The organism is Stenotrophomonas sp. SAM-B (assembly GCF_013387485.1).
GTDB classification, from domain to species: Bacteria; Pseudomonadota; Gammaproteobacteria; order Xanthomonadales; family Xanthomonadaceae; genus Stenotrophomonas; species Stenotrophomonas maltophilia_AA.
The window spans coordinates 125234-148452 of record NZ_JABBXB010000004.1; the positions used below are offsets into that span (position 1 = coordinate 125234).

Genomic DNA, 23219 nt, shown 5'->3' on the forward strand with positions numbered 1-23219 from the left:
CCCCCATGAACGCATCCGTCAAATTCACTACCTCCCAGATCCGCAGCGATTTCCTTGAGTTCTTCAAGGGCAAAGGCCATACGATCGTGCCGTCGGCGCCGCTGGTGCCGGGCAATGATCCGACCCTGCTGTTCACCAACTCCGGCATGGTGCAGTTCAAGGACGTGTTCCTTGGCGCCGAGAAGCGCAGCTACGTGCGCGCGGCCGACGTCCAGCGCTGCCTGCGCGCCGGTGGCAAGCACAACGATCTGGACCAGGTCGGTTACACCGCGCGCCACCACACCTTCTTTGAAATGCTGGGCAACTGGTCGTTCGGCGATTACTTCAAGAAGGACGCCATCGCCTGGGCCTGGGAGCTGCTGACCCAGGTCTGGAAGCTGCCGGCCGAGCGCCTGCTGGTCACCGTCTACCAGACCGATGACGAGGCCTATGCGCTGTGGCGCGACATGGTGGGCATTCCGGAAGAGCGGATCGTGCGCATCGGCGACAACAAGGGCGCGCCGTTTGCCTCGGACAACTTCTGGCAGATGGCCGAGACCGGCCCGTGCGGCCCGTGCACCGAAATCTTCTATGACCATGGCGACCATATCGCCGGTGGTCCGCCGGGCTCCCCGGATGAAGACGGTGATCGCTTCATCGAAATCTGGAACCTGGTCTTCATGCAGTTCGACCGCCAGCCCGACGGCACCCTCGTGCCGCTGCCGGCGCCGTGCGTGGACACCGGCATGGGCCTGGAGCGGCTGGCCGCGATCCTGCAGCACGTCCACACCAACTACGAGATCGACCTGTTCCAGGCGCTGATCCGCAAGGCCAGCGAGCTGACCGGCATGGCCGATCTGGAGAACAAGTCGCTGCGCGTGATCGCCGATCACATCCGCGCCTGCTCGTTCCTGATCGTCGATGGCGTGCTGCCGTCCAACGAAGGCCGTGGTTACGTGCTGCGCCGGATCATCCGCCGCGCTCTGCGCCATGGCTGGATGCTGGGCGTGCGGCAGCCGTTCTTCAGCAAGCTGGTGCCGACCCTGGTCGAGCAGATGGGCGTGGCCTATCCGGAACTGCCGGCGCAGGTCGACACCGTCGTGCGCGCCCTGCAGGCCGAAGAAGAGCGTTTCGCTGAAACGCTGGATTCGGGCATGAAGATCTTCGACGACGTCGCGGCCAAGGTCAGCAACGGCGTGATCCCGGGCGTGGATGCGTTCCGCCTGTACGACACCTACGGCTTCCCGCTCGACCTCACCCAGGACATCGCGCGCGAGCGTGACCTGACCGTGGATATCGAGGGCTTCAACGCCGCGATGGACACCCAGCGCGAGACCGCGCGCGCGGCTGGCAAGTTCGGCGGCGGCGTGACCCTGTCGGCCGATCTGGTCGCCACGCTCAAGCCGACCGTGTTCCTCGGGTACGACCGCCTGCAGGCCGACGGCCTCACCGTGGTGGCGATCCTCAAGGACGGTCGCCCGGTGGAGACCGCGCAGGCCGGCGACGACGTCATCGTGCTGACCAACCAGACCCCGTTCTACGCCGAATCCGGTGGCCAGGTCGGCGACAATGGCAGCCTGTCAGGCGCCGGCGTGCAGGTAGACGTCAGTGACACCCAGAAGTTCGCGGGCCAGTTCCATGGGCACGTGGGCAGGATCACCAGCGGCAGCCTGAAGGTTGGCGACGTGCTGTCCGGCCAGGTCGATGGCCAGCGCCGCGGCGCGACCATCCTCAACCACTCGGCCACCCACCTGCTGCATGCCGCCCTGCGCGAAGTGCTGGGCACCCACGTCCAGCAGAAGGGCTCGCTGGTCGCACCCGATCGCCTGCGCTTCGACTTCTCGCACTTCGCGCCGATCAGCGCCGAGGACCTGGCGATCATCGAACGCAAGGTCAACGAGCAGGTGCGCGCCAACAACGCGGCCGAAGTCCACAACATGGGCATGCAGGAAGCGCTCGACTTCGGTGCGATGGCGCTGTTCGGCGAGAAGTACGGCGAGCACGTGCGCGTGCTGAAGATGGGCGATTACTCCACCGAACTGTGTGGCGGTACGCATGTGTCGCGCACCGGTGACATCGGCCTGTTCAAGATCACCGCTGAAGGCGGTGTGTCCTCGGGCGTGCGCCGCATCGAAGCGGTGACCGGGCAGGGCGCGCTGGATTACGTGGCCCATGAAGAAGCGCAGCTGAGCGAAGCGGCCGCACTGCTCGGTGGCAACGCCGGCGACGTGGTCGACAAGATCCGCCAGCTGGGCGAGCGCCAGAAGAAGCTCGAGCGCGAACTCGAGGCGCTCAAGGCCAAGCAGGCCGCCGGTGCGACCGCTGATCTTGGCGCCGCCGCGGTCGAGGTCAACGGCATCAAGATCCTGGCCGCGCGCCTGGAAGGCTTCGATGCCAAGGCGCTGCGCGATGCGATCGACCGCCTCAAGCAGCAGCTCGGCAACGCGGTGATCGTGCTGGCCGGTACCCAGGACGGCAAGGCTGCTCTGGTCGCGGGCGTGAACGGCAGCGCAATGGGCAAGGTCAAGGCTGGGGAACTGTTGGCCCATATCGCCAGTCAGATCGGGGGCAAGGGCGGCGGCCGCCCGGACCTCGCCCAGGGTGGTGGTGAGGACGGGCCCGCCCTTGCTTCTGCACTGGCCGCCGTCGTCGACTGGGTCACCCCCCGTATCTGAACAGCCTGAAGCCTCCTGCTCCTTGATGGGTCGGGAGGCCTGACGGTACTATGGCGAATCTTTTCCCGTTGTCGTGGGGCGCTCTTGCCGGGGCGCCAAGCCGGTGGGGAAATGCCACCACCGGTTCCCCTGGAGACTTGAACAAATGTTGATCCTGACTCGCCGTGTAGGCGAAACCCTGATGATCGGTGACTCGGTCAGCGTGACCGTGCTCGGCGTCAAGGGCAACCAGGTGCGTATCGGTATCACCGCTCCGAAGGACGTGGCCGTGCACCGCGAAGAGATTTACCAGCGCATCCAGCGCGGTGATGAGCCGAATGCATCCGGAAGTGAAAATTCTTCGGATTAAGGCTTTACCTGAGGGCGCGGAAAACGTTATTATTCGCGCCCCCGCTGAGATGATTCATCACGGCGGCGGACCAAGAACACTGGAGCGGTGCCCGAGTGGCTGAAGGGGCTCCCCTGCTAAGGGAGTATAGGGCTTAAAACTCTATCGAGGGTTCGAATCCCTCCCGCTCCGCCAGTTGTAGAGATAAGCCCCTGTTTACAGGGGCTTTTTTCTTGCCTGCGCTTCCTGCCCCATGCTTTGCCCCATGTTTTGTGATTCGATAACTGAGGCCATCCATTCGTCGATCTTGGGCGATGGCCACAGCGATCGCGCAGCGACCTTCGCCGGCTTGGAGAACGTTCCGTCGGCCACCTTGCGATAGATGGTCGCACCACTGATGCCCACGCGAGACTTCACGTCCGTCAGAGTCAGTAGCCTTGCTTCGTTTGTCATGCGGCATCTCCAAGGGAGAGGCCGGGCTGAACCGCGCGGATGCGGGCCTCTGCGATCGCGGCGTATTCGGGGTCAAGCTCAATGCCGACGAACTGCAAGCCCTCCATGAGCGCGGCCCGGCCGGTACTCCCGCTGCCGGCGAACAGATCCAGCACCAGCCCGCCGCGCGGGGTGACGAGGCGGCACAGATAGCGCATGAGTTCGGTCGGCTTCACGGTGGGACGGTGGTTAGCGCTGCTCGCAACCTGGTAGCCCTCATCGCAGCGAGTCAGGTGTTGGCCGCTGGTGTTTGACGCCATGCCGGCCGCTGACTTGTTGAAGCCTTCCAAGCCGGCATCGCGGTCTGCGTTGGTGGCCTTGGCGCATATGGCAGAATCCGTGCAACTAAGGGATGAGGACGGGCGATGTACTTGGCCAACGTGGTTGTTCCATGCTTCACCGTCGGCAACGGATGCCATCCCGACTGGACTGCTATTTCGGCAATTGGAGGATGGCTTGGTGCCGCAGCCGCGGTTGGAGCAGCTTTGGTTGCCCTTCGCTTGGCTGGGGGTGAGCGCGAGAAACGGGAGGCACAGCAAGCTGCTGCCAACAAGTTCGCCATGATCGCCCTCTGGCCTCGCTTGCACCGAGCGCAGGGAGACCTTGGCGGAATTGGTCGCGCTATCGACAAGGACGGCGACGCGCCAGAGACTGGTGCCAGGGGCAATCTTCTGGTGCTGATTGAATCCTTGGAGGCAGAGTTGAAGGTTATCAGTGCTTTGGGGGTGTCCCTTGATACGGCCCCTGCTGAGCGCCTTGCGGCGGCCGTGTCCATTGCCGGGTATGTAGCGCGACAAGCGCGAAGAATCGCTGCGCCCGAAAATGCCACGATGCTCCAGATGGTTTGGTACACGCCAGCAGTCCGGAAGTCGTGGGCGGAAGATGCGAGAACTGCAGTCTGGCAGCTGCTCAGATTTGCCTCCGAGGCTGAGAAGGTCGTTAATGCAGTGAGTGGACGAATAGCGCCCAGCTACAGCGACGGCAAGTGATTGCGCCGGAGTTAGCAATTCGGCAGAAGTTTGGGCGGCCGCGGATCGGATTGGATGCTCGCGCATTACACGTCCTCCCGCAGCCTGGTGCGCCGGTCACGAGGCGGCTTGACGGTAGCCAGGGTGGTGGTCGTCAAGTAGCGCAGCTCCCATCTGGGGTGGAACTGGCAGGTGTGCTTGGCGGTGTCGAGTTGGATGTTGAGCCGGCCGCCGCTGGCGGACCGGATAGTGCCCATCTCGACCTTGCCGTCGCCCGTGTACTTCACGCGCATGCCGCGCTTCGCTGGCACGCCGTAATTCTTCCTGACCCATGCCATGCTGCCGCTCACGACCCCACCTCCGGCGCTGCATCGCGCTCATTCGCGTATGCGTGTTTGCGCAGGAAGTCGTCGTAGTCGCCTTCGCCTGCTGCATGGAAATGTATACAGGCGTTGTACTCATCGCTGACGCCCTGCAACGCCGCCAGGTCGATGCCCTGTGCGGGCTGGGCGGCGCCGAGTCGTTCGGAGCGCTCCAGCTGCGCAACGAACCGACCAACGAGCGCGACGGCATCGGTCAGTTTGACGCGATTGATTGTGTTCGGCCGCGTAGCCCGCCGCACGTGCTCCATCGTGGTCAGGCATTCGGATGCGACCTTCCTGGGGTGAAGCTCGGGAAGCTCCCACAGCGGCACCAGCTGGACGCTCGCCAATTCAGCGTCAGCCGAAACAGGATCAAACTTTCGGGCGGGGCCGCAGGCAGACACCAGAATGCTCACGCGCTTGCCGGGTTGTATAGCAGTAGCCACCGGCACCTGCGCCCCCGGCCGGCGGGCGGCGAGGGCGGCTTTCCAGCACTGCCAGGTCAGCTGCGCATTCGGGCAGGCATACACGTCCGGGTGGTCCGCATGGCGGTCTGTGATGATGTTGCCGCCGCGGTAGCTCTGTGCGTGTGCCCACGCCTCAAACTGCGCCCGCCCATCCCCCTGCACCTCGCCACCCTGCTGCTTGCCAGTTGCGGCGAGGGCGTCGCGTGCGTACTCCTGCATCTGTTCGGAGGTGTAGGCCGAGACTGGGGACGCCCCCGGACAGGCAAATTCAGCCTCGAACGCTTCCGGCAGCGGCGGCAGCACCAGCCCCTGCTGCTCGGCCAGCTCTGCGGGCTTCCGGTCGGCTACCCATGCGCGGATGTTGTTTGCCACTACTTGGGGGTCAAGGATGCTCCCACCCGGAACGCAAGCGGTAAGCATCGGCTCTACATCGAAAGCTAGTCCTGCGAGGTGAGATGCGCCGGAGGCGGGAAGGGGGTGCTTCTTTGCATGGGTGCAGTTCATGGCAGAATCGGCTCCAACAGGGAGGGGTTATGGGAATCGAGTTCTGTCCGCTCGCGGACGAAGTAGGAAAGCTGACGGACTGGCTTGCTGTCGCGGTCGGTCTCCTCGCCGCAGTAGGAACAATTTGGGTGGCGTCGTCCGCGAATCGAACGTCCCAGAGAGCCGCAGAGATTGCTGAGGAGGCGAAGGGAATTTCTCAGCAGCAGCATCTGGAAGCGGTCAACACGCGCGAGGCGAACGCGCGGATCATTGGTCGACTGCTGCTGCATGAAGTTCTTGGGCTTCCAAACCGCCTCCGCGCCCTGGAAAAGCTGTTGGAGTCCGCCATCGACGGTGATTCTGGCTGGGGTGCTCTGAGGCTGCTGAACGCAACTGGCGAGCTCAGTATCCCGCTGCTGCCGAATGCTGAGCGCGTGGAGGACAGGATTCATGCGCTGCCTGACATGATTGGCGCGAACTTGGCAACGATGATCAGCCACACACGGGATCTGGTTGATGCCGCCAAGCGTGTCAAAGACGCGATCGTGATGCATGAGGCAAGAGCTATCGGCACTAAGACCACCTACAGTTATGCAGGCAATCCCTCGAAACCCGGCCTCCTTTTGGAACACTTGCGATATATGTCGACGCTTGCTCCCAGCTTCGCGAGTGAGTTCAGACAGTTCGTGCTGCCCGGCATAGTCGGAGAAGTTGCTGCTGAGTAGCGCGCGCAGGAGCGTCCTCACGCGGCTACCCCCATCGCCACGAAGTCGATCTCGTCCACTCGGTCGCGCAGGCGGTGGCACGCCGGACGCAGAGCCAGCGCGACTTCGCGGCGCTGGTCGCGCGGGTAGAAGTGCAGGATCGAGGTATGAAGCGCGCCGCGGTGGTCGCGGCGGAACAGGCGGTACGCGACGACGCCGGTATCGCCCACTGGGAAGCGGCCCCAAGAGAACCCGCCAAGCTTCTTCGGCGAGCGTCGCGCCACAAAGCGGCTCATGGGTGGCCTCGTTGCGCGGTTGCATGCGCCAGCCGTTGGCTGCCGGAGGCGTCATTGATCTCGCGGCGGGTCATCTCGCGACGGGTTGGAGTATTGCCCAGGACTTCGACCTTGCCGCCGGCGCGCCGGAACGCGGCAAGCTGATCGGCGATTTCGGCACGATCCCGGTCCTTGTGCTGGACCGTGGTGCTGTTGTGGCTGCCAGTTGGGGCTGAGCGCATTACGCGGGCCACTGCGACGCGAGTCGGCTCCACGCGCGCATCAGGGGTGCGCATCAGCCTGTGCATCGTGGTGGTCAGCATCCAGACCCTGTTGCCCTTGGTGATGCTGACCTGCACCTGGCCGGTGTTGCGCATCGCTGCCAGCGAACTGCTGAGCTGCTTCAGCGTGCACGTCAGTGTTCCGGAGGCATTACACCGATGCGAACTGATCTGTGGGACCAGTTTGATGGCCTGGTCGGCCCCAGCGCCCGGCTGCTGGCAACCGTCACCGCTCACAACGCCGACGGGACCAGCAGCCTGGTCGCCTATGACGGGGCGCAGATGCGGGCTATCGGCATCCTCGGGAGCACTATCCCTTACAACGTGTGGGTCCGGGACGGGCGGGTTTTTGAGATAGCTCCCAATCTACCGCTCATCGAAGTGGCCATTTAGGGTTGGGGCTCGCTCTGGAAGTGGCCCTTCTTTATCTTCTTGCGGGCGTTATTAAAGTGTCTCTCGGGCGGGGTTGGGTTTGATGCTCGGGCATCCTCGAGCCTCTCGTAAAGCTCATCAAAAGAGGACTTTGCATCCTCGTACGTGCTTGTTTCGGAAAACGCAGAGAGCTGCCTGAAGCGGTTTTCTAGATTTTTGAATCTGTTGGCGCTGTCGCCCACTAGCTTTACGCTTACATCCCAGTCAAGAGCCTTGAATATCGCAGGAAAAAGTCCTGCCCCCAAGGCGCAAAGTGCAGTGAGCCATTCGTATGAAGCCTCCCTCAATAGCGGCCGGATCGTCGCTATGCCTCCTAGGATAATAGGCGCCACAATGAACAAAATTCGCAGGGCCCTCGCTTCTCTCTCCCAACTGAAGAGGGAGGCGGCGGTGTAAAGGCAGGATTCCTCAAGGCGTTTGCACTCTTTGGTGATCGCCTCAACGCGTGGATCTATTCCGCTATGCATGGGATGTCGGCTCCAAATATTTGCTGCCAACCGTTTCCAGCGAGTGCATTCCAATTGTCACGCTCGTTTTCACAGGCGGCTTCCGCTGTATCGGCGGCCCTTGTGGCCTTTGAGAGCCACTTGTCACCAACGGACACCAACTCGAAGGTTCCAGGTCTGAACTGATATGAGTTCGCTTTCGTTGTCAGCCAGTGAAAGAAGTCCCTGCACATCCAGTCATAGTAGAACAGACCTTGATTGCTAAATGCCCAGCTACTTATAAAGTTAGTGGCGAGTAGCTCCAAGTGAAAGGACTTGATGGGTACATCGCAGTATGCTTGCCATGTCTTAATCATCTTGATCAGTGGCCGCAAATTTCCACGGTACAAAGCGTCATTGCTGTTTATTGCTGTTTGTTCTGACTGCGGCATGGTTAGGATGTACGAACCGCCATTTTTCGTGTCGCTTACCCAATAGGTTTGAGCCTCGGCGTCGAGTAGAAATGCCGGGACAACTTCCACGTCGTATGAAGCAAATGCAGCGACAACAACGGGGCCATCTCCTTTGATGTCACTTCGACTGAAGGTTCCGAGGAGCTTGGACTTCACCTCCTGCAGGAGCGCGCTTTGCTTGTTGGAGAGGGCTGAGTAGCCTTCAAAGCGCCAGTACACCTCGCTGGGCAGGACGAAGTATAGGTCTACATCGCGGGGTGGTCTGATGGCGGTGCCTTTTCCCCAGGACCCTATGGCAAATGAATTCTCTGTGCTGGAGTCGCTGTCCCAATAGGCCTGATTTAGGCATTTGGTCACGCTTGATATCTTCGTTTGACCGTTTTCTTTTTGAGTGGCCGTCAATTCGATATTTGACAGGAATGTGCTGAATCGCTTCTCGACATAGTTCCATTTCGGCATTGGTTGCCCCCCCCTGTCCCGGTGCGATTCCGCACCCATCAATTCACCTGATCATAGGGGGGATGTTATTGACCCTACAACCTATTTTTGCCGGACCTGGGAGCCGCAGGTAGTTCAGCCTGTGTCATGGGCCGCTTGAGCGGCGCCCGCCGGTAACTTTGCATCGTCCTGACACGCCGTCGCAGAATCTGAGATCCCGGCCCGTATCCTGCGTCCATGCTCCCTCCATGCAACTTCACCGGCTTCAGGTCTGCGCCTCGCCCCAAGGGCTGGGGTGCAGTGCGGTGACCACTGGGGCCTATGGTGGGGGAACCGTCAGATCGCCAGCGTGCAGCCCAGCGCGCGGGGTATCCGGGTCGTCCTTTATTGCAGGAAGCTGTGGGAAGAGAAGGAGGTCTGGGCGTCCAGCGTGCGGCAAGGAAAGCGCTACGCCGAGCGATGGTGCGCTGTTCGCGTACTGGAGGGGGTGCCGTTGCGAGAGGCGGTGGCCAGGCTCGTGGCCACCGCCGAGACAGACGCGGAGATTGCCTGCCAGCCTAAGAAAACAACGGAGGAGCGCCAGCAAGCGCGAAGGCTGGCCGCCGCACTGCCTCCCCCACGATCCGGCGATAGGGGCCTGACTATCGTCGATGTTTCCTTGCACCATCAATGGTTTCACGGCATGTCCTGAACACGTTGCCGCCCTCAGCCTTTGTGGAGTGAGTTCGTTGGTGCCGAATTTTAATCTCGCGCCCTTACGATACTTGGCTCTGTTATGTAAGGATGAGTTGGTGCAGGAGCCATGTTGGTGTCGTCATTCCTCCGCATTGTTGCTGACGAGCGGGTCTTCCTCAGTCAAGCTGTGGGCCGGCTGAGCTGGGAATGTGGATGTGGCTTCTGGACGACCTCCCTTTCCCAATACAGTTTCGGAGGAAAACATATACGGGTAGCGGTTGGTGGATAGTAGAATAGACTGCACTTCTAGCGGTCCATCTGCGACGAATGTCTCACTCGACGTGTACGGCGTTACCTCTAATGAGAGCTTATCTCGATGTCCGGATTCGGTCTTAATGGATATGACCCGGCATCGTTTATCCGCGGGAACCTTGACTATGGCAACGTGGTCTCCTCTGGGATTGCGATGTACAACTTCGCAGAACGCCCCCATGTATGCCTTCCCTCGCAGATGTCGGCAGGTCGCGTACCTCTCTCCGCATATTGAACAGTCCAGTCTATCGGCGACGAACCCGGCGCTGAGAAAGGTCTGTGGCGGAAAAAGTGTCGACTCTAGCTCGTTCAGGCTTTTGAGGTGCCTTTGACATCCGTCAAAGCCCTCATGAGCACGGACGGCATCCAAACAGCCGAGTTGGGCAGCAACTAGCTGATCCCACGCTGCATTCGGCAAGTCTCTCTTGAGTAATACCCACATCAACAATTCCGCGCGTAGCGCTCCAATGGTGCATTGGAAAGCGAGTAGCAAGTTTGCAATGTCTTCCTCATTGCGATCAATCGCCTGGTGCATCACTGCGATTGCTTGGTTCATCAATCCATCAAGAGATCGAGCTGCGTCAACTTGTATGTTGCTCGCCACAGTTATGCCCAAAGCCTCTGCCGCCCTTGATAGATTTTGATTGAAGTCATCAATGATCATTTCAATAGACATCTCGGTGGGTGGCGCAGAGATTTCGGCATTCATGGGCCTTTCTCCAGAGCATCTACAATGCTTGCAATTTCGCTCATGCCCTCAGCTGGTCCTTGATACATAATCTGCTTGCAAGTTCCGTCTGGTCTCTCTAGGACAATTTTAAGTGAGGCCTTTCCTTCTGTGGCCCCTTTAAACAAGTCATAAAGGTAGTTTGTGATTATGCCTAGCGCTACTGAGAGCGCGGTGGGGTTTTGGGATAGTAGCGATGCAGATACAAATAGGGTGGGGCCGAACCATTCATAGCTGTACTGCTGCAAGTATGGAGGCTGGTCGGCATCTGAGAAGACTTCCGAAAAGTGAATTCCGTGCTCCCTGAGGAGCGTTCTTACTGTGTCAGATTCGACTTGTTGCCGGAGATCGCTCTTTGTCGCCGCTGTGGCGAGGTTCTCAGGCAGAATTGCAAGCCCTGCCGGTGGGTGCCCGCCTAGCGCGGCGATTCTTTCAGTCATTGAAACGATGTCGATAACTTCCATGGTCATTGCGTATTCCTTTTTTTGAGCTGCGGGCGTGTCTAGCTGGCTATAGTAGCCATATCTAAGATTTCACTGGATCGGTGAGTTGTGCTTCTCCAGCGATGTAGTCGGCCCAGGCGTTCATGAGTAGAGTGCGCTTTTCGATGAGCTGGCCTCGTCGGTACGCGGCTTCTGCTTTATTGCGGATAGCGTGTGCTAGTGCCATTTCTACGACCTCGTGCGGGAAGCTCGTGGTTTCCGCCGCCCAGTCACGGAAGCTGGACCGAAACCCGTGAACGGTGAATGGAAGCCCCAGCCCTTTTGGAGGCACCTTCTGAAGCAGGTAGAGCATCGCGTTCTCCGATAGCGAGAACGGAGGCTCGCTCCGTGGAAGCGCATCCAAGATATTCAATGCGGCATGGGCGAGTGGCACCACGTGCTGCCGACCGCCCTTCATACGGCTGGCAGGGATCGTCCAGAGCTTCGCTTTTAAGTCGAACTCTGACCAGTCAGCACCTGTGACCTCTTCGGTACGTGCCGCCGTCAGGATCGTAAAGCGCAGGGCTCGGCGTGATCTGGCGTCTCGTTGCGCAAGGGTTATCATAAACGCTGGAGTATCCCCATAAGGCATTGCCGCATGGTGTTGGGGTTTGCTCACTTTGCTAGGTTTAGGTAACAAGTTCTCCAAATGTCCGCGCCAGCGCGCCGGGTTCTCACCCTCTCGCATGCCGTGCACCTTTGCCCAGTCCAGAACACGCTCGATGCGTCCGCGCACTCGTGTCGCCGTCACCGTCTTGGCTTCCCATACTGGAACCAGGCAGGACATCACTACGCGTGTGTCGACTTCGGTGATCGGTATCGAGCGGTTCGGTCCGTAGTCGCGAAGGGACTGAATCCACTGTTCAGCCTGGGCGTCATTCTTCCAACCGGACCGGTGGGATGTGATGTATGCATCGGCTGCCTCTGCGAAGGTCGCGCCGGCAGATCGCGCTACGCGTCTGGCCGAAATGGGATCTTTGCCTGCTACAAGCATCTTTCGCTGCTCAAGAGCAGAGGCGCGCGCCTCCTGCAGGGTGACCGCGCCGGTAGACCCCAGGCCCATCTCTCTCCGGCGGCCGTCGCGCTGATAGCGCAACACCCACGATTTGGCCCCTGTTGGGCCGACGAGGAGGTAAAGGCCCGCGCCGTCAGCGTGGTAGCCTTGTTTGACAGTGGTCTGAACGGCGCGAGCGCTCAGCCGATTCGTTGGTCTTGCCATCAGATCTGCCCCATGCTTATAGGTGCGATTGTATGAGACAGGATGGTAAGGGTGTGGAGTCGCAACGCCTGATACAGCAGGCGTTTGCGATCACATGAGGCAGCGTGAGATGGCGAAATCGGCCTCCCGCTCCGCCAGTTGTAGAGAAGGCCTCCGTACGCAAGTACGGAGGCCTTTTTCTTTGTGCGATCCGGTTCAAACGACCGACTTGCAGACCGCTTCGATCCGATGCCCATCCGGATCGATCAGGAACGCGGCGTAGTAGTGATCGCCATAGTCCTCGCGCAGTCCCGGCGCACCATTGCAGGTGCCGCCGACCACCAGCGCATCGCGATGGAATGCGTCCACGGCCTGGCGGGAAGGGGCGCCGAACGCCAGGTGGAATCCAGGGCCCGGCGCTGCGGCATCGGCCCGCAGTTTCAGGCACACCAGGTCCTCATCCTCCGCGTAGCCATATCCGATGGCCTCGTCGTCTTCGAAGACGCGGCGCATGCCCAGCGCACCGAGCGCGGCATCGTGGAAGGCGGCGGCACGCGCGAGATCGCGCACCCCCAGGGAAATGTGATGCAGCATGGCGATGTGCGTCCGTGTCGAATGTCGCGCGCAGCGTCGCATGAAATCGGCGGCACGCGCGCCGGCCGACGCATTCGGATGGCGAATGCCGTCGATCCCCAATCTTCATTGGTGCCGGCGCGGCGGCTCGGCTACGTTCGTTCTCCAGCGGCGTCACCGGACGCCCCCGTGGAAGGAGCAGGAAAATGTCGAGGGGACGGAGGTCGCTGCGTGGTTGGGTGGTCATGGGCCTGCTGATGGGCATGGTCATGCCGGCCAGTGCCGCCTCGTTGGAAGAGCGGCTGCATCGGGCGGCGGAGCAGGGCGATGCCACGGCGGTGCGTGCGCTGCTGGGGCAGGGCGCCCGGGTGGATGCGCGCGGCGTGGCGAAGGCGACACCGTTGCTGGTCGCGACCCACCACAATCACGTGGAGGCCGCGCTGGCGCTGATCCAGGCCGGTGCCGACGTCAATGCCAAGGATGCGATCCAGGACAGCCCCTACCTCTACGCCGGTGCCCGCGGGCATCTCGAGATCCTGCGCGCGACGCTGGCGGCCGGCGCGGACCTGAAGAGCACCAACCGCTACGGCGGCACCGCACTCATTCCAGCGGCCGAACGCGGGCACGTGGAAACCGTGGCGACGCTGATCGCGGCCGGTGTCGATGTGGATCACGTCAACAACCTGCAGTGGACCGCGCTGCTGGAGGCGATCATCCTCGCCGATGGCGGCCCACGGCATGTCGAGATCGTCCGTCAGCTCATCGCGGCAGGCGCGGATGTGAACCTGCCCGACGGTGAAGGCGTGAGCCCACTGCAGCATGCACGCCAGCGCGGGTACCGCGCGATCGAGACGCTGCTTCTCGCCGCCGGCGCTGCGCAGGGCTGAGCATACGCAGGGCGGAAGGGGGCAATGTTGTCGCTGCCTTGACGCGGCAACGGCATGCTCTGCACCACCGCTCTGCGACGCTGTCCGCTTCCCCGCAGAAACAGGAGTCGCCGTGAACGCACGTCGCCACTTCCTTTCCGTTGCCGCCGCCGGCACTGCCGCTTTCGCCGCCTCCCCGTTGATGGCGCAAGCGGCCGGCCCGGGCAGCGTCCTGCCCACCCGCGGCCAGGCTTCAGCGAAGCCCTTGCCCGGCAATCCCGCGCAGCAGGGCAGGCGTTACCGGCCGCAGACCCGCCTGGGCCTGGGCGGCGTCGCGATCGGCAATGGTTTCGAGGCCGCAACCGATGCGCAGAGCGAAGCCACCCTGGCCGCAGCGTACGCGGCCGGGGTGCGCTACTTCGACACCTCGCCTTGGTACGGGCTGGGCCTGAGCGAGCGTCGTTACGGCCATCATCTGCACAACCACCCGGCACGCGAGTACACGCTGTCGACCAAGGTCGGGCGCCTGCTGACGGCGACCGCCGGTGAGCTGCAGGACGTGATGTGGAAGGACCCGTCGCCGTTCCATTACCGCTACGACTACTCCGCGGACGGCACGCGGCGTTCGGTGGAGGACAGCCTCAACCGGCTCGGTGTGTCGCAGCTGGACGTGGTCTTCATCCATGACCTGTCGCCGGACAACGAGAAGGACCTGGGCATGCCCTGGGAGCAGCGTTTCGCGGAAGCGGCGAAGGGCGCGATGCCGGCGCTGACCCGCATGCGCGAGGAGGGGTTGATCAAGGCGTGGGGCTTCGGTGTGAACCGTCCCGAGCCGGCCCTGCGTGCGGTGGCCGAGGCGGATCCGGACATCTTCCTGCTCGCCTGCCAGTACTCACTGCTGGACCACGAGCAGGCGTTGCACGACACCTTCCCGAAGATCGCCGCACACGGTGCATCGGTGGTGGTCGGCTCGCCGCTGCTGGCTGGCTACCTGGCCGGGCGCGATCGCTATCTGTATGACGGCAGGGTGCCGTCGTGGGCGCCGGAGAAGCGCGCGAAGGTGCAGGCCCTCTGCGATCGCCATGGTGTGGATCTGCGCACCGCGGCGCTGCAGTTCGCCGATGCGCCGGAGGTGGTCTCGGCGGTCATTCCCGGCGCGCGGACGCCGGAACAGGTGCTGGCCAATGTCGCCTCGATGTCCGTGGCGATTCCGGCTGCGTTCTGGACCGAGCTGAAGCAGGAGAAGCTGATCGCCTCGGATGCCCCGGTGCCGCGCGGCTGACCCACCACGCCCCGCCTGGTGCGGGGCGACCCCCGAACGCCTTCTGCCTCAACGGTCGCGCCATCTTCCACTGGCGCCCCGGATGCGGCATCATGCCGCCCATTCGTTCCCTCCAGCCGCCGCCAGAGGAGTCCCTTCCTGCCTGGAGGCATTGCCGTGTCCGTCGTTCCGTTCCGTGTTGCCCCGATCCACCCGGGTCGCCGTCGTGCTGTTCCCGCGCTCTCCCCGCTGATGCAGGCGATGGCTTGCGTGCTGGGCCTGGCCTTGTCCGCCTCGGCCGTGCAGGCCGACGAGGCGCCACGTAGCGAGGCGCCGCCCAAGGAAGGCGCGCAGACCCTGCAGACGGTGCAGGTCACCGCCAACCAGCTCGGCACCGTGACCGAAGGCAGTGATTCGTATACGCCCGGCACGATCGCCACCGCGACCCGCCTGGTGCTCAGCCCGCGCCAGACCCCGCAGTCGATCAGCGTGATCACCCGGCAGGAAATGAACGACTTCGGCCTCAACGGCATCGACGACGTCATGAAGGTCACGCCCGGCGTGAGCATCGTCACCTATGACAGCGAGCGCACCGAGTACTACGCGCGCGGCTTCGCGGTGCAGAACTTCCAGTACGACGGCATCCCGATGGCGCGTGATTCGGCGTACTCGGCCGGCAACACGCTCAGCGACATGGCCATCTACGACCGCATCGAAGTGCTCAAGGGCGCCACCGGCCTGCTGACCGGCATGGGCGACCCGGGTGCGACCATCAATCTGGTGCGCAAGAAGCCGACCCGCGAACTGGCCGGCAGCGCCACGCTGGGCGTGGGCTCGTGGGACAGCTATCGCGCCGAGGTCGATGTCGGCGGGCCGCTCACCGAAAGTGGCCGCGTGCGCGGCCGCGTGGTGGGCGCCTACCAGGACAGGCATTCCAATGCCGACCACTACCAGCGCAGCAATGAGGTGTTCTACGGCATCCTCGAGGCCGATATCGGCGAGAGTACGCTGCTCACCGTCGGGGCCGATTACCAGGACAGCGATCCCGAGGGTTCCAGCTGGGGCGGCATTCCGCTGCTGGACAGCGAAGGCAATTTCAACAAGATGCCGCGCTCGTTCAACAACGGCGCGCAATGGAGCCGCTGGGGCCAGTACGCCCGTACCGGCTTCGCCACGCTGGAGCACACCTTCGGCAATGACTGGGTCGCCAAGCTGCAGCTCAACCACCAGGTCAACGGGTATGACGCCTCGCTGGGTGCCGCGGCCGGTGGCAATCCGGATCCGGTGACCGGCGAGGGCGTGAGCATGTGGCTGGGCCAGTACATCGGCAAGACTACCAGCAACGCGGCCGATCTATATGTGAGCGGAAAGTTCGAATGGTTCGGCCGCCAGCACGAGCTGGTCGTCGGTGGCAGCGTGTCGCGCAAGCGCTGGGTCAACAACGGCTACTCGCCGCAGCCGGGCTATGTCAGCAGCGTTGCCGACTACTACGCTTGGACCGGCGACGTGCCCGAGCCGGACTGGCAGTGGGGCTACGGTGACAACCAGGTCACCCGCGAAAGCGGTGCCTACGTGGTGGGCCGTTTCGACCTGGCCGATCCGCTGAAGCTGATCGTCGGCAGCCGCATCGCCAACTATAAATCTCCGGATACCGACGAGAGTGGCGTGGTCGTGCCGTACGCCGGGCTGGTGTATGACCTCAACCGCAACTTCTCGGTGTTCGCCAGCTACAGCACCATCTTCAAGCCGCAGGGCAACCAGGACGAACAGGGCCGGGTACTGGATCCGATGGAAGGGCGCAGCTACGAGGCCGGCCTGAAAGCGGAGTTCTACGACGGCCGACTCAACGCCAGCGCGGCGGTGTTCCAGCTGGAGCAGGACAACTACGCACAACCGACCGGCGGCAGGACGCCGAGCGGCGGGATCGCCTATGAAGGCCTGATGGGGGTGCGCACCAAGGGCTACGAGCTGGAGGTGTCGGGTCAGCTGGCGCCGGGCTGGCAGGTCCAGGGCGGCTATGCGCACAAGATCGCGCGCCAGCAGTCCACCAAGGTCTCCACGCTGGAGCCGGAAGATCAGTTCAGCGTGCACACCAGCTACCGCCTCACCGGTGCAGCCGATGGCTGGAGCGTGGGCGGTGGCGCGCGCTGGCAGGGCAGCACGTTCGGCACCATCACCAACCCCGCCACCGGCGGGAGCCAGCTCCATCGCACCGAGCCGTACTGGCTGCTCGATGCCATGGCGCGCTATCAGTTCAACGACCAGCTGTCGGCGACGCTCAACGTCAACAATCTGCTGGACAAGCACTACTACACGATCTTCAGCTGGTACAGCACGTACACCTGGGGCGAGCCGCGCAACGTGCGGCTGACGCTGAACTACAAATTCTGATCCACGCAACGAACGACACCCCGGGCAACCGGGGTGTCTGCGTTTGAGGCCGGGTGGTTACAGCGCCAGCTCGAACACGATGACTTCCGCGTCGTTGGCGTTTTCCAGCGTCAGCTGTGCTTCGTCGCTGACCTGCAGTGCATCGCCGGTCTCCAACGTGATGCCGTTGACCTGCAGCTGCCCGCGGGCGACCTGCACGTAGGCACCGCGGCGCGGGGTCAGTGGCAGGTGAACGCGGTCGTCGCCGTCGAGGATCGTGGCGTAGATGTTGGCGTCCTGGTGGATCAGCAGCGAGCCCTCACGGCCATCGCGCGAGGCGATCAGGCGCAGCTGGCCGCGCTTGGTGTCCGGGGCGAAGTGGGTCTCCTGGTAGCTCGGGGTGATGTTTTCCTGGTCGGGGAACAGCCAGATCTGCAGGAAGTGCACTGCTTCGTCGGCCGAGTGGTTGAACTCGCTGTGGCTGACGCCGCTGCCGGCGCTCATGCGCTGCACGTCGCCGTAGCGCAGCACCGAGCCGGTGCCCATCGAGTCCTTGTGCTCCAGCGCGCCGCCGAGCACGTAGGAGATGATCTCCATGTTGCTGTGGCTGTGCGTGCCGAAGCCCTGGCCACCCTGGACGCGGTCTTCGTTGATCACCCGCAGCGGGCCGAAGCTGACGTAGCGCGGGTCGTAATAGTTGGCGAATGAGAAGGTGTGCATGGAGTTCAGCCAGCCATGGTCGGCCTTGCCACGGGTGTTGCTCTTGCGGATCTGCAGCATGGGAATCTCCTTGGTGTTCGATGGTTTCGATGGCGGTCCGGGGCGGTCGCTGCCGTCCCCTTTCCTGTTGCGGCCAGTATCCGCTTGCTCCGCCGGCTTGAAAAACGGATAGTTTTGCAAGCCATCATCGAAAAATTCGAATGCTCAAGCTCAGCCTCGACGCCCTGCAGATCCTGGATGCCATCGACCGCCGGGGCTCGTTCGCCGCGGCTGGCAAGGCCCTGCACAAGGTGCCTTCGACCATTTCCTACACCGTCTCCAAGCTGGAGGAGGACCTAGGCGTGCAGCTGTTCGACCGGGTCGGGCCGCGCGCGCACCTCACCCCGGCCGGGGAGGCCCTGCTGGAAGAGGGGCGCCACCTGCTGCGGGCGGCGCGCGAGCTGGAGATGCGGGTGCGGCGGGTGGCCTCCGGCTGGGAGGCCGAACTGACCGTGGCGGTCGACTCGATGTTCGTGCCGGCACTGCTGGCCGAGGACGTGCGCGCTTTCAACGCGGTGGCCGAACAGACCCGGATGCGGCTGATCAGTGAATCGCTGTCGGGCACCTGGGAGGCGCTGCTGGACCGGCGTGCGGACCTGCTGGTCGGCGCGGCGGGCGAGGGGCCCAGTGGCGGGGGCTACGTGGTCGAGCCGATGGGCGTGGTGCGTTTCGTGTTCGCGGTGGCGCCCTCGCACCCGTTGGCCACCGCGCCCGAGCCGCTGGGCCGCGAGCAGTTGGCCGGCCACTGTGCCATCGCCGTGGCCGATTCGGCGCGGCGGCTGCTGCCGCGTACGGTCGGGCTGCTGATGGGGCAGGAGACGGTCACCGTGCCGGACATGGTCAGCAAGTTCCGCCTGCAGTGCGCGGGACTGGGGTTCGGCTTCCTGCCCGAGCCGTACGTGCAGCAGGCAGTGCGCGAGGGGCGGCTGGTGATCAAGCAGGTCGAGGAGCCCAAGCCGGATGAGACCTTCTGGCTGGCCTGGCGCACCGGCGAGGAGGGGGCGGCGCTGAAGTGGTGGCGCGAGCGCATGCAGCGCCCGGAGGTGCTGGCGGGCTGGTGGCCGACCATGGAGGCCTGGCTGGGCTAGTCAACCTGAATCGTGGCCTCGCTGTCATCGGACGGTCATCTGGATGCGATAGAGCGCCGTCGGCCTGATCGGTAACCTGCCCGACTCGTCTGGTTTTCGCACATCTCCCCATGAAGCGCTTGCTGCTGTTGCTGCTGGCCGGGGCTGGCCTGTGGCTGGCTGCCTGCTCCTCCCTGACCTCCACCGCCGCCTCGACCTCGTTGAGCGATCGGCTGATCGCGCCGGGTGGCGTGTCCACGCTGCTGGACACCGCGCGCATCGCCGAAGCGGTGGACAGCGTGCCCAACCGGCACGGCCTCGTGACCGGCCGCGCGGGCGTGCCGATCTTCTGGCGGGCCTTCGACCCGGGCCAGTACGGGGTGCGCTACGAATACCTGGCCCAGCAGCACGAGAACGGCGAGCCGCTGCGCACCGGCATGGCGCTGGACCTGCCGCATCCGTTCCAGCCGCAGGCGCCACGCGGCACGGTGGTGCTGCTGCACGGCTGGATGATGAACGGTGATGCGATGCTGCCTTGGTCGCTGCAGCTGGCGCAGTCCGGCTACCGCGTGGTCACCATCGACCTGCGCAACCACGGCCATTCCGGCGCCGGCCCGTCCGGCTACGGCACGTTCGAATCGGATGACGTGGTCGATGTCATCGCGGCATTGAAGGCGCGCGGCGAGGTGGTCGGGCCGCTGTACCTGTTCGGTGTTTCCTACGGTGCGGCCACCGCGCTGTTCACTGCCGACAAGCTCGGCGACCAGGTCACCGGCGTGGTGGCGATGGAGTCCTTCGCCAATGCCGGCGATGCGATCCGCAGCATGATCCCGCACCTGATGTCGCTGCAGCCGACCGCATGGAAGGCGCAGGCCATGGCGGCCTACGGGCGCTGGCGCTATGGCGGGCAGGATATCGACCAGGTGATCGCCGCCGCCAGCCAGCGCCTGGATCTGGACCTGGATCGTGTCGACGTCACCCGCGCGCTGGCCGACAGCCGCGCCTGCGTGCTGCTGCTGCACGGCCAGGACGATGAGCACGTGCCGGTCGGGCAGGGCCGCCGCCTGGCCGCCGCCAGCCCGCGCGTGCATTACATCGAAATGCGTGGCGAAGACCACATCACCCTCCCGCTGCGGGTGGACCTGCTGGGCGGCGTGGTGGACGACTGGCTGGCGCATGACGACCACGCTGGTGGCGCGTGCCCGGCACCGGAGCTGCCGGGTGAAGCCGATCTGATGGCGATGCAGGCGGCCCAGGCACCCGCACCGCAGGGTTGACCTCCCGGTAGTGCCGGCCGCTTTCCGGCGCCAACGCAAAAAAAAACAGCAACCGATGGCTGCTGTCTTCGTCGATGCAATGGTGCGCCCGGAGAGATTCGAACTCCCGACCGCCTGGTTCGTAGCCAGGTACTCTATCCAACTGAGCTACGGGCGCATTTGCATTGTCTGGTTGTGTGTCCTGCCGCGCGTGTCGCCACGTTCGACGGGAAGGCAGGCGAGCCTGCCGTTCGATGTAATGGTGCGCCCGGAGAGATTCGAACTCCCGACCGCCTGGTTCGTAGCCAGGTACTCTATCCAACTGAGCTACGGGCGCATTTACATCGAATTTTCATTGCTGATACCGACGGCGAAATCGATACCCTGTTGATGGTGCGCCCGGAGAGATTCGAACTCCCGACCGCCTGGTTCGTAGCCAGGTACTCTATCCAACTGAGCTACGGGCGCGTCAACAGGAGCGGAATTATGCGGATCGGCGTCGCATTCGTCAACGGTTTTTGTGAAGGTCTTCATTCAAATGAATGAAAAAGGCGCTCCACCACGGCTTCCGGCGTTTTCATCCACGCGAAGTGATCGGCACGCGCACCCAGCATCTGCGCACTGATCACGCTGAGCTGCGCACGCATGCCCGGCATCTTGGCCAGCAGGCCCTGCATCGATCCCGTCGGGGCCAGCCAGTCGGCCGCCATCACCACCGCGGTGGCCTGGCCGCGCGGGTCGCGCATGCCGGCCTCCAGATCGGCCGCCATGCCGACGGCCGCGTAGTGGTTGTTGAGGCCCACGCGCGACCAGTCGCGGATCAACCCGCGTGCCTCGGTGCCGCCAAAGCCGAGCTTCTTGCCGTGCAGGACCCCCTGGCGCTGGGCCAGCCAGGGCAGGAAGCGATACACCAGCGGCAGCGTCCAGCCACGCGGGGCAGGGAAGGTACGCCAGTACGGCGTGCCGCTGGCCACCAGCCAGACGCGGCCAAAACGCTGCGGATGCAGCCCCGCGAAGCAGCAGGCGAGCTGGCCGCCGAGACTGTGGCCGCCGATGATCAACGGTGTTTCAGATTCCCCTCGCACATTTGCGAGGCTCGCCGGCAGGTCCTGTTCGAGGATTTCGCGATAGCCCCAATCCTGCGTGCGCGAGGGCCGCAGGCTGCTGCTTCCATTGCCACGCCACTCGTGCAGGTACACCGCGATGCCGCGTGCTGCCAGCGCCTCGGCGAAGGGCAGGTAGTGCCGCGCGGCGACACCCAGCGCGGGCAACCACAGCAGCCGCGCGCGGGGCTGCACGGGGACGCGCGCCAGCAGCTCGAAGCGATGGCCGTCTGCGGCCTGCACGGGCAGGGGCGAGGCGTCGATCATGCCGGGCGTGCCGCACCGAAGTGGTCGATCACCAGCACCTCGCTGCGGCCGGGGTAATAGCCGCTCTGCAGGCCGCGCGCGACGTAATCGATGGCCGCTTCGCAGGCGTTCGGCAAGGACAGCCCTTGGCACAGCTGTGCGGCGATGGCCGAGGCCAGCGTGCAGCCGGTGCCGTGCGCATCCACGGGCAGCCGCGTATGGATGAATTCTTCGCGGGTCACGCCGTCGAAGTAGCGATCGATCACGCGGCTGCCTTCGTCCAGATGGCCGCCCTTGAGCAGTACCGCACCGGCACCCAGTTCGAGCAGCGCGTCGGCGGCATCCTCTGCATCTTCGGCGGTAATGATGCGGCGGCCGAGCAGCAGCTCGGCTTCGGGTATGTTGGGCGTCAGCAGCGTGGCCAGTGGGATCAGGCGGGTACGCATCGCCGCCAGTGCACTGTCCTCCAGCAGCTTGGCGCCGCTGGTGGCGACCATCACCGGATCCAGCACGACGTGCGGTGGCCGGTGCTTTTCAAGTGCGTCGGCGACCAGGCTGATCACCTCGGCGTTGGCCAGCATGCCCAGCTTCACTGCATGGATGTCGAAGTCGGCGAAACAGGCATCAATCTGCGCCTGCAGGAAATCCAGCGGCGGCACGTGCACGGCGATGACGCCACGGGTGTTCTGTGCGGTCAGCGCGGCAATCGCGGAGAGCCCATGCACGCGATGGGCGGCGAAGGCCTTCAGGTCGGCCTGGATGCCGGCACCCCCGCCGGAATCGGAGCCGGCGATGGTCAGGGCGGAAACGGGGCTGGACGGTGTCATGCCCCGATTGTGCAATGTTTGCCGCGGCATTGCTGCCGCGCCCTCAGCGCGCCCGCAGCAGTGCTCACTGCCGGTACAGCACGTACCCCAGCCCGGTGCCGCCGGTCAGCAGTGCCGGGGCGAGCAGGGCGTCGTAGCCGAAGCGCAGGAACAACATGGCGCCGATCACGCCGCCGGCCAGGAAACCACTGATGATCAGTCCGCTCAGGGTCAGGCGCCGGACCGGCAGCGGCAGGCCGCGCAGCAGATGGCCCAGGCCGATGCCCAGGTCGGTGAACATGCCGCTGAGATGGGTGGTGCGCACCACCGCGCCGCTGAAGGTGGTCGCCATCGCATTCTGCAGGCCGCAGGCCATCGCCGCCGCCAGTGCGCCCCAGATCTGCTGCTGCTTGAACAGCGGGATCGCGATCAGCAGCAACAGCGATTCCAGCGCCAGCACGACGCCATAACGGCGGCCCAGCTGCAGGCCGCTGTCCTGGATGATCATGCCGCTGAGCGTGGCGCCTGCACAGAACGCGATCAGCAGTCCCCATAGATGCGCGACCACCCGCCAGTCCCGCTGGGCGAGCGCCATGCCGAGCTGGCTGGTGGTGCCGGTCATGTGGCTCACCGCCTGGTGCTCGAACCCCAGGAAGCCGACCACGTTGACCATCCCGGCCACGCAGGACAGGGCGATCGCCCCGATCCAGACCCAGGTGGGCAGCCGGATGCTCAT

The 23219-nt window shown here is 63.8% G+C and carries 26 protein-coding genes and 4 tRNA genes; 11 read left to right on the forward strand and 19 right to left on the reverse strand.

What is annotated here, in order from left to right; translation table 11 throughout:
• Positions 1-5 precede the first annotated feature (5 nt).
• The 3 genes from alaS to HH110_RS10595 all read left to right on the forward strand — a co-directional run bounded on the left by alaS (position 6) and on the right by HH110_RS10595 (position 3177).
• Complete coding sequence (gene alaS, locus HH110_RS10585; protein WP_176989648.1) at positions 6-2654, forward strand: alanine--tRNA ligase; 2649 nt, start codon at positions 6-8, stop codon at positions 2652-2654.
• A gap of 145 nt (positions 2655-2799) precedes the next feature.
• Positions 2800-3003: a carbon storage regulator CsrA gene (csrA, locus tag HH110_RS10590; protein WP_019183311.1), complete on the forward strand. Its 204-nt coding sequence runs from the start codon at positions 2800-2802 to the stop codon at positions 3001-3003.
• A gap of 81 nt (positions 3004-3084) precedes the next feature.
• Positions 3085-3177, forward strand: a tRNA-Ser gene (locus tag HH110_RS10595).
• Between the two features lie 21 nt (positions 3178-3198).
• Here the strand turns inward: HH110_RS10595 and HH110_RS10600 are convergent.
• Positions 3199-3435 carry an AlpA family transcriptional regulator gene (locus HH110_RS10600; protein ID WP_176989649.1) on the reverse strand — a complete coding sequence of 79 codons (237 nt, stop codon included), beginning with the start codon at positions 3433-3435 and terminating at the stop codon, positions 3199-3201.
• Complete coding sequence (locus HH110_RS19310) at positions 3432-3764, reverse strand: site-specific DNA-methyltransferase (RefSeq protein WP_206677547.1); 333 nt, start codon at positions 3762-3764, stop codon at positions 3432-3434. Before HH110_RS19310 ends, HH110_RS10600 begins: the two co-directional genes overlap by 4 nt.
• A 75-nt stretch (positions 3765-3839) precedes the next feature.
• On the opposite strand from HH110_RS19310, the gene HH110_RS19315 reads away from it, so the two are divergent.
• Positions 3840-4463: a hypothetical protein gene (locus tag HH110_RS19315; RefSeq protein ID WP_206677548.1), complete on the forward strand. Its 624-nt coding sequence runs from the start codon at positions 3840-3842 to the stop codon at positions 4461-4463.
• A 65-nt stretch (positions 4464-4528) separates the two neighbouring features.
• Here the strand turns inward: HH110_RS19315 and HH110_RS10610 are convergent, their stop codons facing one another.
• Both HH110_RS10610 and HH110_RS10615 read right to left on the reverse strand, forming a co-directional pair.
• Positions 4529-4792, reverse strand: a complete 264-nt coding sequence (locus HH110_RS10610) for a hypothetical protein (RefSeq protein WP_206677549.1) — start codon at positions 4790-4792, stop codon at positions 4529-4531.
• Positions 4789-5643 carry a hypothetical protein gene (locus HH110_RS10615; protein WP_176989651.1) on the reverse strand — a complete coding sequence of 285 codons (855 nt, stop codon included), beginning with the start codon at positions 5641-5643 and terminating at the stop codon, positions 4789-4791. The genes HH110_RS10610 and HH110_RS10615 overlap by 4 nt, the downstream gene beginning before the upstream one ends.
• A 161-nt stretch (positions 5644-5804) precedes the next feature.
• On the opposite strand from HH110_RS10615, the gene HH110_RS10620 reads away from it, so the two are divergent.
• Positions 5805-6479, forward strand: a complete 675-nt coding sequence (locus tag HH110_RS10620) for a hypothetical protein (RefSeq protein ID WP_176989652.1) — start codon at positions 5805-5807, stop codon at positions 6477-6479.
• Positions 6480-6496: 17 nt separating this feature from the next.
• On the opposite strand, the gene HH110_RS10625 is transcribed toward HH110_RS10620, so the two are convergent.
• Complete coding sequence (locus tag HH110_RS10625) at positions 6497-6754, reverse strand: hypothetical protein (protein WP_176989653.1); 258 nt, start codon at positions 6752-6754, stop codon at positions 6497-6499.
• Complete coding sequence (locus tag HH110_RS19445; protein WP_241696521.1) at positions 6751-7110, reverse strand: hypothetical protein; 360 nt, start codon at positions 7108-7110, stop codon at positions 6751-6753. The genes HH110_RS10625 and HH110_RS19445 overlap by 4 nt, the downstream gene beginning before the upstream one ends.
• Positions 7111-7173: 63 nt before the next feature.
• Between HH110_RS19445 and HH110_RS10635 the strand changes: the two genes are divergently transcribed.
• Positions 7174-7407 carry a hypothetical protein gene (locus HH110_RS10635; protein ID WP_176989654.1) on the forward strand — a complete coding sequence of 78 codons (234 nt, stop codon included), beginning with the start codon at positions 7174-7176 and terminating at the stop codon, positions 7405-7407.
• Here the strand turns inward: HH110_RS10635 and HH110_RS10640 are convergent.
• The 6 genes from HH110_RS10640 to HH110_RS10665 form a co-directional block, all read right to left on the reverse strand.
• Positions 7404-7913: a hypothetical protein gene (locus HH110_RS10640; RefSeq protein ID WP_176989655.1), complete on the reverse strand. Its 510-nt coding sequence runs from the start codon at positions 7911-7913 to the stop codon at positions 7404-7406. The two genes, HH110_RS10635 and HH110_RS10640, sit on opposite strands and share 4 nt — an antisense overlap.
• A complete protein-coding gene (locus HH110_RS10645) occupies positions 7898-8842 on the reverse strand; it encodes a nucleotidyltransferase (RefSeq protein WP_176989656.1) in 945 nt (314 codons plus the stop codon). The genes HH110_RS10640 and HH110_RS10645 overlap by 16 nt, the downstream gene beginning before the upstream one ends.
• Before the next feature lie 754 nt (positions 8843-9596).
• Positions 9597-10478: a hypothetical protein gene (locus HH110_RS10650; protein WP_176989657.1), complete on the reverse strand. Its 882-nt coding sequence runs from the start codon at positions 10476-10478 to the stop codon at positions 9597-9599.
• Positions 10475-10966 (reverse strand): hypothetical protein, encoded by a 492-nt coding sequence (locus HH110_RS10655; RefSeq protein WP_176989658.1) that lies wholly within the window; start codon positions 10964-10966, stop codon positions 10475-10477. Before HH110_RS10655 ends, HH110_RS10650 begins: the two co-directional genes overlap by 4 nt.
• A gap of 55 nt (positions 10967-11021) precedes the next feature.
• Positions 11022-12197, reverse strand: coding sequence for a site-specific integrase (locus HH110_RS10660; RefSeq protein ID WP_176989659.1), 1176 nt, complete (start codon positions 12195-12197; stop codon positions 11022-11024).
• A 195-nt stretch (positions 12198-12392) separates the two neighbouring features.
• Positions 12393-12770, reverse strand: a complete 378-nt coding sequence (locus HH110_RS10665) for a VOC family protein (RefSeq protein WP_176989660.1) — start codon at positions 12768-12770, stop codon at positions 12393-12395.
• 185 nt (positions 12771-12955) lie between these two features.
• On the opposite strand from HH110_RS10665, the gene HH110_RS10670 reads away from it, so the two are divergent.
• The 3 genes from HH110_RS10670 to HH110_RS10680 all read left to right on the forward strand — a co-directional run bounded on the left by HH110_RS10670 (position 12956) and on the right by HH110_RS10680 (position 17267).
• Positions 12956-13636 (forward strand): ankyrin repeat domain-containing protein, encoded by a 681-nt coding sequence (locus tag HH110_RS10670; RefSeq protein WP_241696522.1) that lies wholly within the window; start codon positions 12956-12958, stop codon positions 13634-13636.
• Positions 13637-13748: 112 nt separating this feature from the next.
• Positions 13749-14897 carry an aldo/keto reductase gene (locus HH110_RS10675; protein WP_176989661.1) on the forward strand — a complete coding sequence of 383 codons (1149 nt, stop codon included), beginning with the start codon at positions 13749-13751 and terminating at the stop codon, positions 14895-14897.
• Positions 14898-15128: 231 nt separating this feature from the next.
• The gene (locus HH110_RS10680; RefSeq protein ID WP_176989899.1) at positions 15129-17267 is read left to right on the forward strand and encodes a TonB-dependent siderophore receptor; all 2139 of its coding nucleotides are present in this window, start codon (positions 15129-15131) and stop codon (positions 17265-17267) included.
• Positions 17268-17324: 57 nt separating this feature from the next.
• On the opposite strand, the gene HH110_RS10685 is transcribed toward HH110_RS10680, so the two are convergent.
• Positions 17325-18026 (reverse strand): pirin family protein, encoded by a 702-nt coding sequence (locus HH110_RS10685; protein ID WP_176989662.1) that lies wholly within the window; start codon positions 18024-18026, stop codon positions 17325-17327.
• Positions 18027-18166: 140 nt separating this feature from the next.
• On the opposite strand from HH110_RS10685, the gene HH110_RS10690 reads away from it, so the two are divergent.
• Complete coding sequence (locus HH110_RS10690) at positions 18167-19093, forward strand: LysR family transcriptional regulator (RefSeq protein WP_176989663.1); 927 nt, start codon at positions 18167-18169, stop codon at positions 19091-19093.
• A 110-nt stretch (positions 19094-19203) separates the two neighbouring features.
• Positions 19204-20349: an alpha/beta fold hydrolase gene (locus HH110_RS10695; RefSeq protein WP_176989664.1), complete on the forward strand. Its 1146-nt coding sequence runs from the start codon at positions 19204-19206 to the stop codon at positions 20347-20349.
• Positions 20350-20429: 80 nt separating this feature from the next.
• On the opposite strand, the gene HH110_RS10700 is transcribed toward HH110_RS10695, so the two are convergent.
• The 6 genes from HH110_RS10700 to HH110_RS10725 form a co-directional block, all read right to left on the reverse strand.
• Positions 20430-20506: transfer RNA gene (locus HH110_RS10700), tRNA-Arg, on the reverse strand.
• A gap of 82 nt (positions 20507-20588) precedes the next feature.
• A tRNA-Arg gene (locus HH110_RS10705) sits at positions 20589-20665 on the reverse strand.
• Positions 20666-20719: 54 nt separating this feature from the next.
• Positions 20720-20796: transfer RNA gene (locus HH110_RS10710), tRNA-Arg, on the reverse strand.
• Between the two features lie 62 nt (positions 20797-20858).
• Positions 20859-21698 (reverse strand): alpha/beta fold hydrolase, encoded by an 840-nt coding sequence (locus HH110_RS10715; protein WP_176989665.1) that lies wholly within the window; start codon positions 21696-21698, stop codon positions 20859-20861.
• A complete protein-coding gene (thiD, locus tag HH110_RS10720; RefSeq protein WP_176989666.1) occupies positions 21695-22504 on the reverse strand; it encodes a bifunctional hydroxymethylpyrimidine kinase/phosphomethylpyrimidine kinase in 810 nt (269 codons plus the stop codon). Before thiD ends, HH110_RS10715 begins: the two co-directional genes overlap by 4 nt.
• A gap of 64 nt (positions 22505-22568) precedes the next feature.
• Positions 22569-23219 carry a YoaK family protein gene (locus HH110_RS10725; RefSeq protein WP_176989667.1) on the reverse strand — a complete coding sequence of 217 codons (651 nt, stop codon included), beginning with the start codon at positions 23217-23219 and terminating at the stop codon, positions 22569-22571.